The organism is Pseudoxanthomonas sp. LjRoot127, from assembly GCF_964253495.1.
Lineage (GTDB): Bacteria > Pseudomonadota > Gammaproteobacteria > Xanthomonadales > Xanthomonadaceae > Pseudoxanthomonas_A.
The window spans coordinates 803,587-819,305 of record NZ_CAXUQR020000001.1 but is presented as its reverse complement, the minus strand read 5'-3'; the positions used below and the strand labels follow the sequence as shown (position 1 = coordinate 819,305).

The window sequence follows — 15,719 nt, the reverse complement described above, 5'->3', positions numbered from 1 at the left end:
CATGGTGGCCTTCAAGGACCATTTTTCCGGGGTCGCCGACGTTTACGTCGCTTCCCGCCCCACGTATCCCGATGCGTTGTACGACGTGATCGCCGACGCCGTGCCCGCCAGCGCCCGTGTGTGGGAGCCCGGGGCCGGCAGTGGACAGGCCACGCGCGGGCTCGCCGCGCGTTTCGCCCACGTGCACGCCACCGACCCCAGCGCGGCACAGATCGAGCGCCATTGGGCGCACGGGCAGGCGGGCGGCAACGTCAGCCTCGCCGTCGAACCGGCGGAGACGACCGCGTTGCCTGACGCCAGCGTGGACCTGGTCGCCGTGGCGCAGGCGCTGCACTGGTTCGACCGCTACCGCTTCTTCGCCGCCTGCGAGCGCGTGCTGCGTCCCGGCGGCGTGCTGGCGGCCTGGACCTACCAGGACATCATTTTCGAAGACGACCTGGCCGAGGTCGCCGAGAAGGTCCGCGACGACATCGACCCGTACTGGCCGCCGGAACGCGCCGACGTGGACATGGGCTACGGCGACTACGTGTGGCCGTTCGAGTTCGTCCCGACGCCCCGCCTGTGGCTGACCGCGGAATGGAACCTGCCCACGCTGCTGGGGTATTTCGGCAGCCTGTCCGCCACCGGCAGTTATCGCGCGGCCACGGGCGAGGATCCGGTCTACGCGCACACGCCCGCCCTGGCCGAGGTCTGGGGCGATCCGCAGCGGGTGCGCACCATGCGCTGGCCGCTGATCCTGCACCTGCGCCGCAAGCCGGCCTGACATCCCGCGGAACACTCCGTTCGCCGGCGGGTGCCGGGTGCGGCGTGTAGAATGCGCGGGCCGGTCCGCCGGCATACCACCAACGACGTCTTCAGGGCGGGGTGCGATTCCCCACCGGCGGTAGGTCGCCCAGCGACGAGCCCGCGAGCGCCTTGGGCGGCATGCGATTACCCCGCAAGAGCCCGCACGTTCCGGTGCGGACTCGCCAAAGCCGCCGAAGGGTCAGCAGATCCGGTCAGATGCCGGAGCCGACGGTCATAGTCCGGATGAAAGAAGACGGCATCGCCGAACCGCGCGGAAGCGCGGCGTCGTGCGCCTGCCTTCGCGCCCGGAGGCGTCTCCGCTTTGCTTTCGCGAGAGACGTTGCATGCCTTCCACGCTTCCCACCGCTTTCCCCGTCCTCCTGCAGGAGGCCTGCTGATGTTCACCGGCATCATCGAAGGCGTCGGCCGCATCGCGGCGCTGGAACCCGTCGGTGGCGACGTCCGCCTGACCGTGGCTGTGGGGACGCTGCCGTTCGACGCGGTGCGGCTGGGCGAGAGCATCGCGGTCAACGGTGTATGCCTGACCGTGATCGCGTTCGACGCCGCCAGCTTCCAGGCCGACGCCTCCACCGAAACCCTCTCGCTGACGACGCTCGGCGGCCTGGCCGCAGGCGCGCTGGTGAACCTGGAGCGGGCGATGCGCCCCACCGACCGCCTCGGCGGCCACCTGGTCAGCGGCCATGTCGACGGCGTCGGCGGCGTGCTGTCCGTGCACGAGGATGCGCGCGCGCAGCGCTGGCGATTCGCCGCCCCGGCGCCGCTGTTGAAGTACATCGCGAAGAAGGGCTCGATCTGCGTCGATGGCGTGAGCCTGACGGTCAACGAAGTGGACGGCGAAGGATTCGAGGTCGCGCTGATCCCGCACACGGTGGCGCACACCGCGTTCTCGCAGGCCGCCGTCGGCGATGCGGTGAACCTGGAAATCGACCTGGTCGCGCGCTACGTCGAGCGCCTGCTGGGCGAGAGGAGCGGCGCATGAACTTCGCCCCGATTCCCGAATTGCTGGAAGAAATCCGCAACGGCCGCATGGTCGTCATCGTCGACGACGAGGACCGCGAGAACGAAGGCGACCTGATCATGGCGGCCGAGCTGGTCAAGCCGTCCGACATCAACTTCATGGTCACCCACGCGCGCGGCCTGGTCTGCCTGTCGCTGACCCGCGAACGCTGCACGCAACTGGGCCTGGCGCCGATGGTGCAGACGAACACGGCGCAGTTCCACACCAACTTCACCGTCAGCATCGAGGCCGCCGAGGGCGTCACCACCGGCATCTCCGCCTACGACCGCGCACACACGGTGCGCACTGCCGTGCGTCCCGATGCGAAGCCCACCGACCTCAGCCAGCCTGGCCACATCTTCCCGCTGATCGCCCAGCCCGGCGGCGTGCTCACCCGCGCCGGCCATACCGAAGCCGCCAGCGACCTGCCGCTGCTCGCGGGCCTGGAGCCGGCCGGTGTGCTGGTCGAAGTGCTGAACCCGGACGGCACCATGGCGCGACGTCCACAGCTGGAAGTGTTCGCGCGCGAGCACGGCCTGAAGATGGGATCGATCGCCGACCTGATCGCCTATCGCTTGGCCACCGAGCACACCGTGGAGCGCATCGACGCGCGCGACATCGAGACGGAGTTCGGTCCGTTCCGGCTGGTGACCTATCGCGACCGCATCGCCCATGACCTGCATTTTGCCCTGGTCCGCGGCACGCCACGCAAGGACTCGCCCACGCTGGTACGCGTGCAGGTGGAAAACCCGTTGAGCGACCTGCTGCACTGGCGCCGCGACGATTTCGGCGTGCATGCGACCGATGCGCTGCGCGCGATCGCGGCGGAAGGGCAGGGCGTGATGGTGGTGCTCTCCGAGCCCCGCAACGCCGAGGCGCTGCTGGCCCGCCTGCGCAAGCAACCCGAGGTGCGCGCAAACGCCAAGGATGTGGGGCAGTGGCGTCGCAACGGCGCCGGTGCGCAGATCCTGGCCGACCTCGGCCTGGGCCGGCTGCGCGTGCTGGGCACCCCGCGCCGCCAGGTCGGCCTGGCCGGTTTCGGGCTCGACGTGGTCGAGTACGTCCAGCCCTGACCGGCCTCGGCAGACCGGCCGCCCGCCCCGGCTGGTAGACTTCCCCACCCCCAAGGAACCCGCCATGTCCCATTACGAAGGCGATCTGCGCGCGCCCGACGGCGCCCGCTTCGCGATCATCGCCAGCCGCTGGAACCCGCGCATCACCGATGTGCTGGTGGCCGGCGCGCGCCAGAGCCTGGCCGGCAACGGCGTGGGCGAGGACATGATCGACGTGGTACGGGTGCCCGGTGCGTGGGAGATCCCGCTTGCCGCCGCGCGGCTGGCCGCCTCGGGCGACCATGCCGCCCTCATTGCGCTGGGCTGCGTGATCCGTGGCGACACCCGCCACTACGAACACGTCGCCGATCGTTGTGCCGAAGGCCTGATGCGCGTACAGCTGGACACCGGCGTGCCTGTGCTCAACGGCGTGCTGGCGGTCGAGCGCATCGAGGATGCCGAAGCGCGTGCCGGTGGCAGCCATGGCAACAAGGGCGAAGAAGCCGCACTGGCCGCCATCGAGATGGCGCAGTTGCTGGAACAGTTGCCGTAACCCAAGAACCGCAGGAGCCGACGTGAGCCGACACCCCCATCCCCACCGCAAGGACGGCGTCGATCCGGTCACGCGCGCGCGCGCGCGCCGCCGCGCGCTGCAGGCCGTGTACGCGTGGCAGATGTCGGGCGGCGAAGTCGGCCAGGTCATCGCGCAGTTCGCCCACGAGCAGGCGCACGAGATCGCCGACCTCGAATATTTCGAGGACCTGGTGCGCGGCGTGGTGAGGCACCGTGCGTCGCTGGACGAGGCGCTGCTGCCCTTCCTCGATCGTGCGGTCGAGGAAGTCGATCCCATCGAGCGCGCCGTCCTGCGGATCGCCGCCTACGAGCTGATCCATCGCCTCGACGTGCCCTACCGCGTGGTGCTGAACGAAGCCATCGAGACCGCCAAGCGGTTCGGGTCCGAACACGGGCACACCTACATCAACGGCGTGCTCGACCACGCCGCCGTCGACTGGCGCCCGGCCGAGGCGCAGGCGCGCCGCTGACGTGCACGGCGGCAACGCCCGGTTCTCTGCAGACGAACGTGACGCCTTGCTCGCGCTGAAAGGTGTCGGTCCCACCGTGGTGCAACGGCTGGAACAGATGGGCATTGCCTCCCTGCGGCAATTGGCCGCCGCCGAACCCTCGGAGGTGATCGTCAGTGCCGCAGGCCTGACGGGATCCACCTGCTGGAAGAACAGCCCGCAGGCGCGCGCGGCCATCCAGTCCGCCGTCGATTTCGCGCGGTCGCGCGACTGACGCCATCATGGGTATCGGCGAATTCGACCTGATCGCCCGCATCCGCGCACGCGCCGGCGCGCGCGGCGACGTGGTGCTGGGCATCGGCGACGACGCCGCCGTGCTGGCACCGCCACCGGGACGGCAACTGGTGGTCACCGCCGACACGTTGAACGACGGCATCCATTTCCCCCGTGGCACGCGGGCGGCCGATATCGGCTGGAAGGCGCTGGCGGTGAACCTCTCCGATCTCGCTTCGATGGGTGCCGACCCCGCGTGGTGCACGCTGTCGCTGTCGTTGCCGCAGTCCGACCCGGTATGGATCGACGGCTTCCTCGATGGCTTCGTCGCGCTGGCGACCCACCACGGCATCGTGCTGGTGGGCGGCGATACGACGCGCGGTCCGCTGTCGGTGTCGGTCACCGCGATGGGATTCGTCGAACCCGGACGCGCGCTGCGGCGAGATGGCGCACGTGTCGGCGACGACATCTGGGTGACCGGAACGCTGGGCGATGCGGCCGGCGCGCTGGCGCTGCTGGAACGCACGCCCGTCGATGCACTGCGGGTCCGCCTCGACAGGCCAACGCCGCGCATGGAAGCAGGTCGCGCGCTCGTCGGACGTGCGAGCGCATGCGTGGATGTTTCGGACGGATTGCTGGCTGACCTCGGTCATGTCGCTGCGCGTAGCGGACTGGGCGCGCGGGTCGAGATCGATGCGCTGCCGGCGTCCGACGCCTTGTGCGCGGCGTTCGATGCGACCACGCGCTTGCCGATGCAGGCGAGTGGTGGCGACGACTACGAGCTCTGTTTCACGGCGCCTGCCGACGCGCGTGCCGACATCGCGGCGCTGGCATCCCGGCTCGATCTGCGGATCACCCGGATCGGCCGCATGGGGGCGGGCGAGGGCGTGCATCCCATGCGCGCCGATGGCGAGCCATGGACGCCGCCGCGTCGCGGCTACGACCACTTTTCCGAGTCCTGATGCCTTTGTAGGAGCGACGTAAGTCGCGACCGCGACCCCTGCGTGCCCCGCAAACCGCCGGCAGCACGCTGGCTATCGGTTCCCCGTCCCTTGATGGTCGACGAACGCTGGCGACGTGCGGTCGCGACTTACGTCGCTCCTACAAAGGGATCAGGGTGGCGGCAGCACCTTGCCCGGATTGAGGATCCCGTCGGGATCCAGCGCGAGCTTGATCGCCCGCATCGCATCGAGTGTCGCCGCGTTGAACGCATCCGCCATGAAATCGCGCTTGCTCAGGCCGATGCCGTGTTCGCCCGACAGCGTGCCGCCCAGCGCCAGCACCTGAGCGAAGACCTTCGGCAATGCGGCGTGCGCACGCGCCGTCTCGGCGGCATCGCCGTCGTGGTACATGATGTTGACGTGCAGGTTGCCGTTGCCGGCATGGCCGAACACGACGATGGGCAGGTCCACGTCCGACGCCAGCGTCTCCATGGCGGCCACCAGATCGGGGATGCGCGATACCGGTACCACCACGTCTTCGTTAATCTTGCCGGGCTTGATCGTGCGCAGTGCCGGCGAAAGCGCACGGCGCGCGGCCCACAGCCGGTCTCGTGCAGTACCGTCCTGTGCCACGTCCAGCGCGATCATGCCGTCACCCTCCGCCGCTTCGGCCAGCGTCTGTAGCGCGTAGGGCAGCGTGTCGTCGTCGCCGTCGGCTTCGACCAGCAGCATCGCGCCGGCGTCCGGCACATCGCTGCCGTTGCGGCGGATCAACGCGATGGCGCTGCCATCCATGAACTCCAGCATCGTGGGCGTCGTCGGCCGCGCCATGATGCGGGACACGGCAGCTGCTGCTGTGGCCGGGTCGCGATAGAGCACGCGCAGGCCGGCTTGCGCGTGCGGCCGCGGCGCGAGCTTGAGCGTCGCTTCGACGATCAGCGCGAGCGTGCCTTCGCTGCCGACGATCAGGTGGGTCAGGTCGTAACCGGTGGCGTCCTTGGTGTAAGCGCCGCCGCAGCGGATCAGTTCGCCCGTGCCAGTGACCGCGACCAGCCCCAGCACGTTGTCGCGCGCAGTGCCGTACTTCACTGCGCGCGGTCCGCCGGCATTCGTGGCGAGGTTGCCGCCGACGCTGCAGGTCTCGGCACTGGAGGGGTCCGGCGGCCAGAACAGACCGTGCGGCGCGAGCGCATGCTGAAGGTCGCCGTTGAGGACGCCCGGCTGCACCACCACGCAACGGTCGGCTGCGCGCACTTCGACCACGCGGTTCATGCGCACGAACGACACCACCACGCCACCTTGCGTCGGTACGGCTGCCCCGGTCGTGCCGGTGCCCGCGCCGCGCGCGATGATCGGCACGCGATGTTCGCGGCAGGCGCGCACGATCGCGACGACATCTTCCTGCGTACGCGGCAACGCCACGGCCGCCGGCATGGCCCAACGTCGCGAGTCATCGCCGCCGAAGGGGCGACACGCCTCGCCGGTCAACCAGCCATCGCCAAGCCGGGCGGCAAGAGCATCGTGCACTGCGGGAGGGAGGTGAGGGTCCATGGTGCCGGGCAGTCAGATCTCGTCCGCGCGGAACGCATCGCGGATCCATTCGAGGTGCGGTGACGCCGGATCGCCCTGCGCATCGATCACGTCGAAGCGGCAGGGTGCATCGGCGAGCGCGGGGTGGTCCTGCAGGAAGCGTTGCGCGGCGTGCACCAGGCGGCGGCGCTTGCCGATATCGACGGACGCGCTGCCGCCACCAAACGCCTGCGATTGGCGATAGCGCACCTCCACGAACACCACCGACGGCATGCCCGGTCGGGTGGCGTCGTGCATCACCAGGTCCAGTTCGCCGCCGCGGTACGCCGCATTGGCGGCAATATCGGTCAGGCCTGCACGGCGCAGCAGCGCGCGGGCCGCGGCCTCGACGGCCTGCCCGCGCGCGCGGCGATCAACCGCCATCCGCGATCGGTGCGGCGCGTCCGCCGGTGAAGGTCGACCATGACGGCGTACGCACCACGTTGCCGAACCCGTCCAGTTGCAGGCGTCCGGTGGCGCCGCGGATCTCGGCATTCGCGCCGGTCGCCAGCTTTTCCAGGTAGGCCGTCAGCAGCCAGGCGTCGTAGCCGAACGCGAACAGGCGCGCGGCAGGACCGCGTGCGGTCGGGACGCGCTCTCCGGTGACGCTGGCGGCAGGCAGGGCCGGCACGCCGCGCGAGGTCCAGGCTTCGGTCGGGAAGGCGATGCCATCGAGCGCCATGTCTTCTTCCGGCTTGCCCGTCCCCGAGGTGAGCTGCGACGTCCCCACGCGCGTCTTGCCGCCCAGGCCGGCCAGGGCCAGTTGCGGCGTCAGCGCGCGGGCCGTGCTGCCGCGCACGGCCAGGAACACGGCATCGGCGCCTTCCTGCGACGCGGTGGCCAGCGCGGCCGACAGATCACCCGGTACGTCCTGCACGCGGACCACGCGGGTGACCTTGCCGCCGCGCTCGGCGAAGCGCGTGGCGAAGGCCTGCGATGCACGACGGCCATTGTCGTCGCTGCCCTCGATGACCAGCGCCGCGCGGCGCTCGCGTGCGAACAGGTACTCGGCGGCCGCGATCCCGTCGTCTTCGGGCGCCAGCGAGAAGCCGGCATTGCCTTCCGGCACGCTCACGGTGCCGCGGTTGAGCACCAGCAGCGGGGTGGCGAGCTGGGGCTGCTGGAACAGCGCGCTCACTTCGTCCCGACCCAGCGGGCCGACCACGAAGTCCGCGCCCTCGGCGGTCGCGCGCGCATACGCCGCGGTCGCGCCCGCGGCGGTGCCGGTGGTGTCGTAGAACTGGATGTCGGGGCGACGGCGGCGCTCACCGTAATAGCCGGCCAGCAGGCCATCGCGCACGGGCGCAGCGGCCGTGGCGAGGTTGCCGGACAGGGGCAACAGCACGGCCAGCTTCACCGGCGGGCGGTATCCGTCCGCCTCGGCGGGCGGACGGTTGCCGGCGTCGAAGCGCCACTGGGCGCCACGATCGAACGGGCGCGGCAGCGGCAGTCCGCGGCGCTGCAACGCGCGGCCGGCGAAGTTGTAGAGCGGATCGCCCACCGGCAGGGCCGCGGCGTCGCGGGTGAGGGTGGCGTCGTCGAGCGTGGCGAGCAGGCGGTCGATTTCGCGTGCGTTGTCGCTGCGCGCCTGACCGGTGAGGGCGCCGTCCTGGCGCGCCAGCGTGGCGGCGTTGGCGAACGCGGGGGCGAAGCGTGCGGACGATGTGACGGGGCTCGTGCCCGGCGTGGTCGCGCAACTGGCGAGCAGGGCGACCAGCAGCAATGCCGCCAGGGCCCGGGCGGGACGGAGGCGTGCGGAAAGCGTGCGTGCGACAGGCAGGTCCAAGGGCATCGTCGATGTTCAGGCAGGGGAACCGGGCTACGATTCTACCCCCAGCCACCGAGCCCCACTGGAATGCCTGCCGGAACCCTGTTCATCGTCGCCACCCCGATCGGCAACCTCGGCGACCTGACGCCCCGGGCACTGGAGACGCTGCGAAACGTGGCGGCGATCTGCGCCGAGGACACACGCCGCAGCGGCCAGCTGATGTCGCACTTCGGCGTGTCCACGCCGCTGGTGGCCCTGCATGAACACAATGAGGACGCACTGGCCCTGCGCGTGGTCGAACGCCTGCTGGCCGGCGACTCCCTCGCGCTGGTGAGCGACGCCGGCACGCCGCTGGTCAGCGACCCCGGGTTCCGTGTGGTCCGCGCAGCGCGCGCGGCGGGCATCAAGGTCAGTCCGCTGCCGGGCGCCTGCGCGGCCATCGCCGCCTTGAGCGTGGCCGGATTGCCGAGCGACCGCTTCGCGTTCGAAGGCTTCCTGCCGGCCAAGGCGTCCGCGCGACGCGAGCAGCTGCAGCGCCTTTCAGGTGAAGCCCGCACGCTGGTGTTCTACGAGTCTTCGCACCGCATCGCGGAGTCGCTGGCGGACATGCGCGCCGCGTTCGGCGACGACCGTCCCGCGGTGCTGGCGCGCGAACTGACCAAGCTGTTTGAAACCGTCCTCGACGGCACCCTGGCCGAGCTGCAGGCGAAGGTCGACGCCGACGACAACCAGCGCAAGGGCGAGTTTGTCGTCATGGTGCAGGGCGCGCCGGACGACGAGACGGCGCAGCTCGCAGAGGGTCGTCGCGTCTACGCGCTGCTCAACGCCCACCTGCCGCCGTCGGCAGCCGCCAAGCTCGCTGCCGAGATCACCGGCGCGCCGAGGAAGGCGTTGTATGGCGGCCTGGTCTCGAAGGAAAAGGAATGAAGATGAGAATGCGTGAACGGCTCAAGGCCGCCGTCGCGACGCTGGTCATGGTGGCGGCATCGCCCGCGGCGATCGCGTCGACCCCGCCGGACGCCCGTGAGCGGTTCCGCCAGCTGGTGGCGGAGAGCCAGAAGGCCGATGACACGCTGCATCCCCTGCGTCTCGCCGAGCGCGGCCTGCCCCCGACCGGGGCCGTTTTCGTCGACCCCCAGAGCGAGGCCTTCGCCCTGCAGCTGGCGACGAACAAGCGTGCCGAACTGTCGGGCCTGGCCGGCATAGACCGCGCCTCACTGGCCGAGAAGGACCAGATCGCCTACGACGCGTTCCGCTACCAGGCCGAGCAGGCGCTCGGCGACATCGACAGCGGCATCCATGCGATACGCAACCTGGTGCCGCTGAACGCCTCCTTCGGCCTGCACGTCGAGTTCCCCGACTATCTGTCGGGCGTCCGCTTCAAGACGGTCGAAGACTACGAAAGGGGGCTGGCCCAGCTGGAAGGCTTCGTCGGGTACATGGACAGCACGGTCGATCGCCTGGAGCAGGGAATGGCCCGGGGCTACCACCAGCCCAAGGTGGTGGTGAACAACATCCTGGCGCAGGTCGAAGCCTTCCTGAAGCTGACGGTCGAGGAGAATCCCTTCTACTCCCCGGTGACGCGTTTCCCTGACGCCATCGGGACCGCGGACCGCACCCGCCTGGAGGCCGCGTATCGCCAGGCCATCGAAGGTCGCGCCGCACCGGCCTACGCGCGCTGGCGCACGTTCCTGCGCGAACGCTATCTGCCGGGCGCCACCGAGGGCGCCGGCCTGTGGGCGATGAAGGACGGCGAGCGGGTCTATGCGTCCCTGCTGGTCCAGCACACCACCACGAAGATGAGCGCGCAGCAGATCCACCAGTTGGGTGTGGCGGAAGTGGCCAGGATCCGCGCCGCGATGGAACAGGCGCGCCAGGCGACGGGCTTCGACGGCGACCTGCCGGCCTTCTTCGAACACGTCCGTACCGGGCCCGAGTTCTACTATTCCAAACCGGAAGACCTCATCGACCACTTCGAACGCATCGAAAAAAAGGTCTGGGAGCGGATGCCTGAACTGTTCTCGCGTCGTCCGCGTGCCGAATTCGAGCTGCGTCCGCTGCCGGCGCTGGGCGACCAGCGGGGCACGGGCTACTACCGCGCCGGTCCGCCGGACGCGTCGGAGCCCGGCGTCCTGTTCTTCAACATGGCCATGTTGAACACGCGTCCCATCCCGACCCTGGAGACCTTGCAGCTGCACGAAGGCGTGCCGGGCCACCACTACCAGATCTCACTGGTCCAGGAGGACGAGAGCCTGCCGGACCTGCTGCGTTTCGGGCAGGTGCCCGCCACCGCCTATACCGAGGGCTGGGGCCTGTATGCCGAATCCCTGGGGCAGGAACTGGGCATGTTCACCGACCCCTACCAATGGTTCGGCCACCTGGACATGGAAATGCTGCGCGCCGTGCGCCTGGTGGTCGACACCGGTCTCCATGCCATGCACTGGGACCGTCAACGCGCGATCGACTACATGCTGGCCAACACCTCCATGGCCCCGCGCGACGTGGCGGTGGAGATCGATCGCTACATCACCAATCCGGGCCAGGCCTGCGCCTACAAGGTGGGTGAACTGAAGTTGCAGGAACTCCGGCGGCGTGCGACCGAACGCCTGGGTGCGGATTTCGACATCCGGCGTTTCCACGACCAGGTGCTGGACACCGGTGCCCTGCCGCTGGACGTGCTGGAAGCCAAAATCGACCGCTGGCTGATGTCGAGCGGGGCCGCGCATTAGGCCTTGGGTATGCGTCCTGTTCGGAGAGATTGCATGGTCTCGTTCTGCGTTCCGGCCTCCCGGCACTCGAGGCTCGGGACGCCTTGCTTTGGAGGTGCACCTGATGCGTCGTCGTGAACTGCTGGTCGGCGCCGCGGCGCTCGGCCTGACGTGGCCCCTGGCCGCGCGCATGGCCGGTTCGAAGCCTGTCGCCGACACGACGGGGAATGCGCCCGCCGAGGACGTCCGCCTGGCGGACCTGCTGCAACGCCATGCCCAGGCCCTCAAGGCAGAGGAGGGTGGACCGGACCGCCTGGCCGACTATTCGCTGGCCGCTCGCGCGCGTCATCGGCAGGCGACGGCGCTGCGTCTGGACGAACTGAAAGGGATCGACCGCGCCGCACTTTCGGCCGCCGCGGCCCTGGACTACGACACTGCCCGCTTCGTTTACGAGGCCATGGCGGACCAGTACGGGCGCTACGGATTTTCGGACCTCAACCTGCGCCCTAGCCCCTATGTCGTCAGCCAGATGAACGGTGCCTATTTCTGGCTGCCGGACAGTATCGGCGGGCGCTCACCCATGAAGGATGCGGCGGATGCCGACCGCTATCTGGACAGGCTGGGCCAGTTCGCCGCGGCCCTGGACCAGGAAACCGAACAGGTCCGCCACGACGCGGGCCTGGGTGTCATCCCCCCGGATTTCATCCTGGCCAAGGCCCTGAAGCAGCTCGCGACCTTGCGCGATGCCGCGCCGAGCGGCAATCCATTGACGACGTCGGCACTCGCGCGTGCGCGCGACGCCGGGATCGCCGATCTGGACCGTCGCGCCTCGGCGATCCTGGTTGGGCGTATCGTGCCTGCCCTGCAACGCCAGAGCGACGCGCTCGCAGCCTTGATGCCCCGCGCCGATGATCGTGCAGGCGTGTGGGCCAAGCCGGACGGCGAGGCTTACTACGCCTCGGCGCTGCGTTCCAACACCACCGCCCGCTACGCGCCAGGCGAGCTGCATCGACTCGGCCTGACGTGGGTGGAGGAACTGTCGACCGAGATCGATCAGCTGCTGCGCGCCGAGGGTCTGACCGGGGGATCGGTGGGTGAGCGCATGGCCGCCCTCGATCGCGATCCGCGCTTCCTCAAGCCGGACACGGACGCGGGACGCCAGGCGATCATCGACTACGCCAGTGCACACCTTGATCGGATCAGGGGCCTGCTGCCACGGGGGTTCCGCGTGATTCCGGATCGACCGGTCGAAGTGCAGCGCATCTCGCCCGCGATCCAGGACGGCGCGCCAGGCGCGTTCTACAGCGCCAGCAGCGATCCCGCCCAGCCCTCGACCATCTTCCTCAACCTGCGCTCGGTCGCGGAGAGCGCGCTGTGGCGCATCCCGACGCTGCTGCATCACGAAGGCATACCCGGTCACCATTTCCAGGACAGTGTGCTGCGCGAGGCGGGTGGACTGTCGCTGTTCCGGCGCACGGTGCGCTTTTCGGCGTGGACCGAGGGCTGGGCCCTGTATGCCGAACAACTGGCGGATGAGATCGGTGCATTCGAAGGCGATCCGTTCGGGCGAATCGGCTACCTGCAGGGCCAGTTGTTCCGTGCCTGCCGTGTCGTCGTCGACACCGGCATCCACCACGCGCGCTGGACCCGCCAGCAGGCCATCGACTGGATGGTGGCCAACGCCGGCGAACATCGCGATGCCGCCGAGCGCGAGATCGACCGCTATTGCGTCTACCCGGGGCAGGCCTGCAGCTTCATGGTCGGCAAGCAGCAGATTCTGGCGACGCGCGAGAAGGCCCGGCAGCGCCTGGGCACGCGGTTCGACACGCGCGCCTACAACGACTTCATCCTGGCGTCCGGGCCGCTTCCCATGGATGTCCTCGATGGGGCAGCGGCGCTCGCGTGAATCATGCCGGTGTCGAGGAAGGCGCGGGAAATGGGTGAGGGATGATGCTCATGCGAGGGATGACTGCGCGGGAGCCGCGACAGCACGCCACTGCCTGGCGGGTATTCCGCGTATTCCTTCGGCTTGGGCTGGTTTCATTCGGCGGCCCCATCGCCCATCTCGGCTATTTTCGCGATGAGTTCGTGGCCCGACGCCAGTGGCTGACGGACGGTGCGTACGCCGAGCTGGTCGCGCTCTGCCAGTTCCTGCCCGGTCCGGCCAGCAGCCAGGTGGGCATGGCCATTGGCTTGTCGCAGGCAGGCATCCGCGGCGCCGTCGCGGCGTGGTGCGGGTTCACCTTGCCGTCCGCGGTGTTGATGGTGCTGTTCGCGCTTGGACTCGTGCATTGGGGCAGCGCATTGCCCGCCGAATCGCTGCACGGTTTGAAGTGGGTCGCGGTCGCCGTGGTGGCGCAGGCCGTATGGGCGATGGGGCGTTTGTTCTGCATCGATGCACCGCGCGTGCTGATGGCGGTGGCAACGACGCTGGTCGTGGTGTGTTGGCCACACGCAGGGGTGCAGTGGCTGTTGATCGCGGCGGGTGCCATGACGGGTCTGGTGTTGCGACGTGCGCCCGATGCGGCCGAAGCCGGGGGCATGACGGTGCTGCTGTCCGCGCGTACCGGCGTGGCGATGCTGGTGGCGTTCTTGATCCTGCTGTTGCTGCTGCCGTTGGTGGCGCGGTATTCCATGGCGCCGGCCGTGCAGGTATTCGATGCGTTCTACCGCACCGGTGCGCTGGTTTTCGGTGGCGGCCACGTGGTGCTGCCATTGCTGCAGGCGGAAGTAGTGGCGCCTGGCTGGATCGGTGCGGATGATTTCCTTGCCGGTTACGGGTTCGCCCAGGCGCTGCCCGGGCCATTGTTCGCGTTCTCCGCTTTCCTGGGGACTGCCATGTCCGCCGGGCCGGGTGGCTGGCTGGGCGCGACGGTGTGCCTGCTTGCGATTTTCCTGCCTTCCTTCCTGCTGATCGTGGGTGTGTTGCCCTTCTGGTCGCGCGTACGCCGACAGCGAGGCGTGCAGGCCGCAGTGGCCGGGGTCAATGCGGTGGTGGTTGGACTGTTGCTGGCCGCACTCTACGACCCGCTATGGACCACGGCCGTGCGTGACTGGCGCGACGTGGCGTGGATTGCGGTGGGCGTGGGGATGCTGATGTGGGCGAAGCTACCGCCATGGTTGATGGTGCTGTTGCTGGGCTTCGGCGGTGCCGCATCCGCCTGGCTGTCGGGTTAGCGGCATGGCCGTTGTGCGACAATGCGCGCGGCGGAGTCGGCCAGACAGTCGCGTCATTGGAAACAATGCCGAGGAAAGTCCGGGCTCCACAGGGCACGGTGCCAGGTAACGCCTGGGCGGCGCGAGCCGACGGAAAGTGCAACAGAAAGATACCGCCGATGGCTCTTCGGAGATCAGGCAAGGGTGAAATGGTGCGGTAAGAGCGCACCGCGAGTCCGGCAACGGACCGGCACGGCAAACCCCACCGGGAGCAAGACCAAATAGGGAGGCTATGCTGCGGCCCGCAGTGTCTCCGGGTAGGTTGCTTGAGCGTAACGGTGACGTTGCGCCTAGAGGAATGACTGTCCACGACAGAACCCGGCTTATCGGCCGGCTCCGCCGCCAGCTTCAACGCGCGAAGCGCGTTGAAGCTCCCAAAGTTCGCATTGCGAACTTTGGGCCCCAGGCCTTCGTTGCCACACCCCCGCTCGCGCGGTGCGCTCGCCGCCCCCTGACTCAGGGGGCAGTTAAAGGCGAGCGATCACAGGGTTCCCTGTAGGAGCGACGTAAGTCGCAACCGCGAGCCTCCAGCTTCGATAGCGCTGGCTACGCGCCAGTTTGGATCCGCAACGTCGTCTCCCCCTCGAACACACCGTCAGGCCCGAACCTCCGCTCGCTGATCCACCCATGCCCCGCATGATCGATGGCAATCAGGGTGCTGGCGCGGGTTCCATAGCGTTCGCCACGGATGAAGGCCGGCGACAGCCTGCGTTCGACGTCGATGCCTACGCCGGTGTCGGGATGGCGGTCGTCGGGCGCGGGGGTTTCGTCCGCCAGCGCGCTCCAAAGCGTATCGACTTCGTCCCTCTCCGCCGACACCCATGCGGCAAGTCGCTCCTTAAGCGCCATCGTCTTTGGCCAAGCCTCGTCCAGGTCGCCATTGGACAAGCCGTGCAGACCCGGTGCGAGCGTGATCCGACGGGGCGTGGGGTAGTTGCTCACGTATTCGCAATCGGCGGCGTCCGCGAGCAGCAGGTTGAACGGGGCAAAGGCTTCGGCGGCCACCAGCACGCCGGTGGCGCGGTGCGTCGCACCGTCGGGCGACTGCAGGAAACCGGCCGCCAGCTGACCCCTCGACGGAGCCCCCGGAATCCGGATGGCCGGATCGCGCACGTTGGTGACCACCGCCACCCGCCCGCCGGCCTCCGCCCCGGCCCAGGTGCCGCCCGACTGCAGGTCCCGGCCTGCCATCACGTGGGGCGATGCCTCCCAGTGCGCCAGCGCCGCCGTAGGTCGGGCGTGGAACTCGTCGCGGTTGCCTGCCAGCAGCAGCCGCCAGCGCGGGTGGACCTTCCAGGCGAGGGCGACGAGGCACATGGGCCGATTCTGGGCCTCCGGTTTGCGCAGTTCCACCCGGGAGCGCCGG

At 69.3% G+C, this 15,719-nt stretch carries 14 protein-coding genes, 1 other RNA gene, 1 pseudogene and 1 riboswitch; of the genes and pseudogenes, 12 read left to right on the top strand and 4 right to left on the bottom strand.

Features of this window, described 5'->3' with window-relative positions; all coding sequences use genetic code 11:
- The first annotated feature begins 1 nt into the window (after position 1).
- From ACSQ19_RS03920 to thiL, 7 genes are all read left to right on the top strand, one after another.
- On the top strand, positions 2–763 hold the full coding sequence (locus ACSQ19_RS03920; protein ID WP_436000157.1) for a class I SAM-dependent methyltransferase: 762 nt from the start codon (positions 2–4) through the stop codon (positions 761–763).
- Between the two features lie 83 nt (positions 764–846).
- Positions 847–1,045, top strand: a riboswitch (FMN riboswitch).
- Between the two features lie 138 nt (positions 1,046–1,183).
- Positions 1,184–1,786 (top strand): riboflavin synthase, encoded by a 603-nt coding sequence (locus tag ACSQ19_RS03915; RefSeq protein ID WP_436000155.1) that lies wholly within the window; start codon positions 1,184–1,186, stop codon positions 1,784–1,786.
- Positions 1,783–2,877, top strand: coding sequence for a 3,4-dihydroxy-2-butanone-4-phosphate synthase (gene ribB, locus ACSQ19_RS03910; protein WP_299346451.1), 1,095 nt, complete (start codon positions 1,783–1,785; stop codon positions 2,875–2,877). Before ACSQ19_RS03915 ends, ribB begins: the two co-directional genes overlap by 4 nt.
- 64 nt (positions 2,878–2,941) lie before the next feature.
- Positions 2,942–3,409, top strand: coding sequence for a 6,7-dimethyl-8-ribityllumazine synthase (ribH, locus tag ACSQ19_RS03905; RefSeq protein ID WP_296278494.1), 468 nt, complete (start codon positions 2,942–2,944; stop codon positions 3,407–3,409).
- A 22-nt stretch (positions 3,410–3,431) separates the two neighbouring features.
- Positions 3,432–3,899, top strand: coding sequence for a transcription antitermination factor NusB (nusB, locus tag ACSQ19_RS03900; RefSeq protein ID WP_299346448.1), 468 nt, complete (start codon positions 3,432–3,434; stop codon positions 3,897–3,899).
- Position 3,900: 1 nt separating this feature from the next.
- Positions 3,901–4,152 (top strand): helix-hairpin-helix domain-containing protein, encoded by a 252-nt coding sequence (locus tag ACSQ19_RS03895; protein ID WP_436000152.1) that lies wholly within the window; start codon positions 3,901–3,903, stop codon positions 4,150–4,152.
- A gap of 7 nt (positions 4,153–4,159) precedes the next feature.
- Positions 4,160–5,113: a thiamine-phosphate kinase gene (thiL, locus tag ACSQ19_RS03890; RefSeq protein ID WP_436040765.1), complete on the top strand. Its 954-nt coding sequence runs from the start codon at positions 4,160–4,162 to the stop codon at positions 5,111–5,113.
- Between the two features lie 150 nt (positions 5,114–5,263).
- On the opposite strand, the gene ACSQ19_RS03885 is transcribed toward thiL, so the two are convergent.
- The 3 genes and pseudogenes from ACSQ19_RS03885 to ACSQ19_RS03875 all read right to left on the bottom strand — a co-directional run.
- The gene (locus ACSQ19_RS03885; RefSeq protein ID WP_436000150.1) at positions 5,264–6,643 is read right to left on the bottom strand and encodes an FAD-binding oxidoreductase; all 1,380 of its coding nucleotides are present in this window, start codon (positions 6,641–6,643) and stop codon (positions 5,264–5,266) included.
- Positions 6,644–6,655: 12 nt separating this feature from the next.
- Entirely contained in the window at positions 6,656–7,045 is a 390-nt protein-coding gene (locus tag ACSQ19_RS03880) for a YraN family protein (RefSeq protein ID WP_299346440.1), read from the bottom strand.
- Positions 7,035–8,300: pseudogene (locus tag ACSQ19_RS03875) on the bottom strand (penicillin-binding protein activator); the annotation flags it as partial. The gene ACSQ19_RS03880 and the pseudogene ACSQ19_RS03875, both read right to left, overlap by 11 nt.
- A gap of 216 nt (positions 8,301–8,516) precedes the next feature.
- Between ACSQ19_RS03875 and rsmI the strand changes: the two are divergent.
- The 5 genes from rsmI to rnpB all read left to right on the top strand — a co-directional run bounded on the left by rsmI (position 8,517) and on the right by rnpB (position 14,695).
- Positions 8,517–9,356: a 16S rRNA (cytidine(1402)-2'-O)-methyltransferase gene (gene rsmI / locus ACSQ19_RS03870; RefSeq protein WP_436000148.1), complete on the top strand. Its 840-nt coding sequence runs from the start codon at positions 8,517–8,519 to the stop codon at positions 9,354–9,356.
- On the top strand, positions 9,353–11,158 hold the full coding sequence (locus tag ACSQ19_RS03865) for a DUF885 domain-containing protein (protein WP_436000146.1): 1,806 nt from the start codon (positions 9,353–9,355) through the stop codon (positions 11,156–11,158). The genes rsmI and ACSQ19_RS03865 overlap by 4 nt, the downstream gene beginning before the upstream one ends.
- Before the next feature lie 103 nt (positions 11,159–11,261).
- Positions 11,262–13,043, top strand: a complete 1,782-nt coding sequence (locus tag ACSQ19_RS03860) for a DUF885 domain-containing protein (protein WP_436000144.1) — start codon at positions 11,262–11,264, stop codon at positions 13,041–13,043.
- 41 nt (positions 13,044–13,084) lie between these two features.
- Entirely contained in the window at positions 13,085–14,314 is a 1,230-nt protein-coding gene (gene chrA / locus ACSQ19_RS03855; protein WP_436000142.1) for a chromate efflux transporter, read from the top strand.
- Positions 14,315–14,346: 32 nt separating this feature from the next.
- Positions 14,347–14,695: RNase P RNA component class A (rnpB, locus tag ACSQ19_RS03850), an RNA gene on the top strand.
- Positions 14,696–14,899: 204 nt separating this feature from the next.
- Here rnpB and ACSQ19_RS03845 read toward each other — a convergent pair.
- On the bottom strand, positions 14,900–15,670 hold the full coding sequence (locus ACSQ19_RS03845; protein WP_436000140.1) for an NRDE family protein: 771 nt from the start codon (positions 15,668–15,670) through the stop codon (positions 14,900–14,902).
- Positions 15,671–15,719 lie beyond the last annotated feature (49 nt).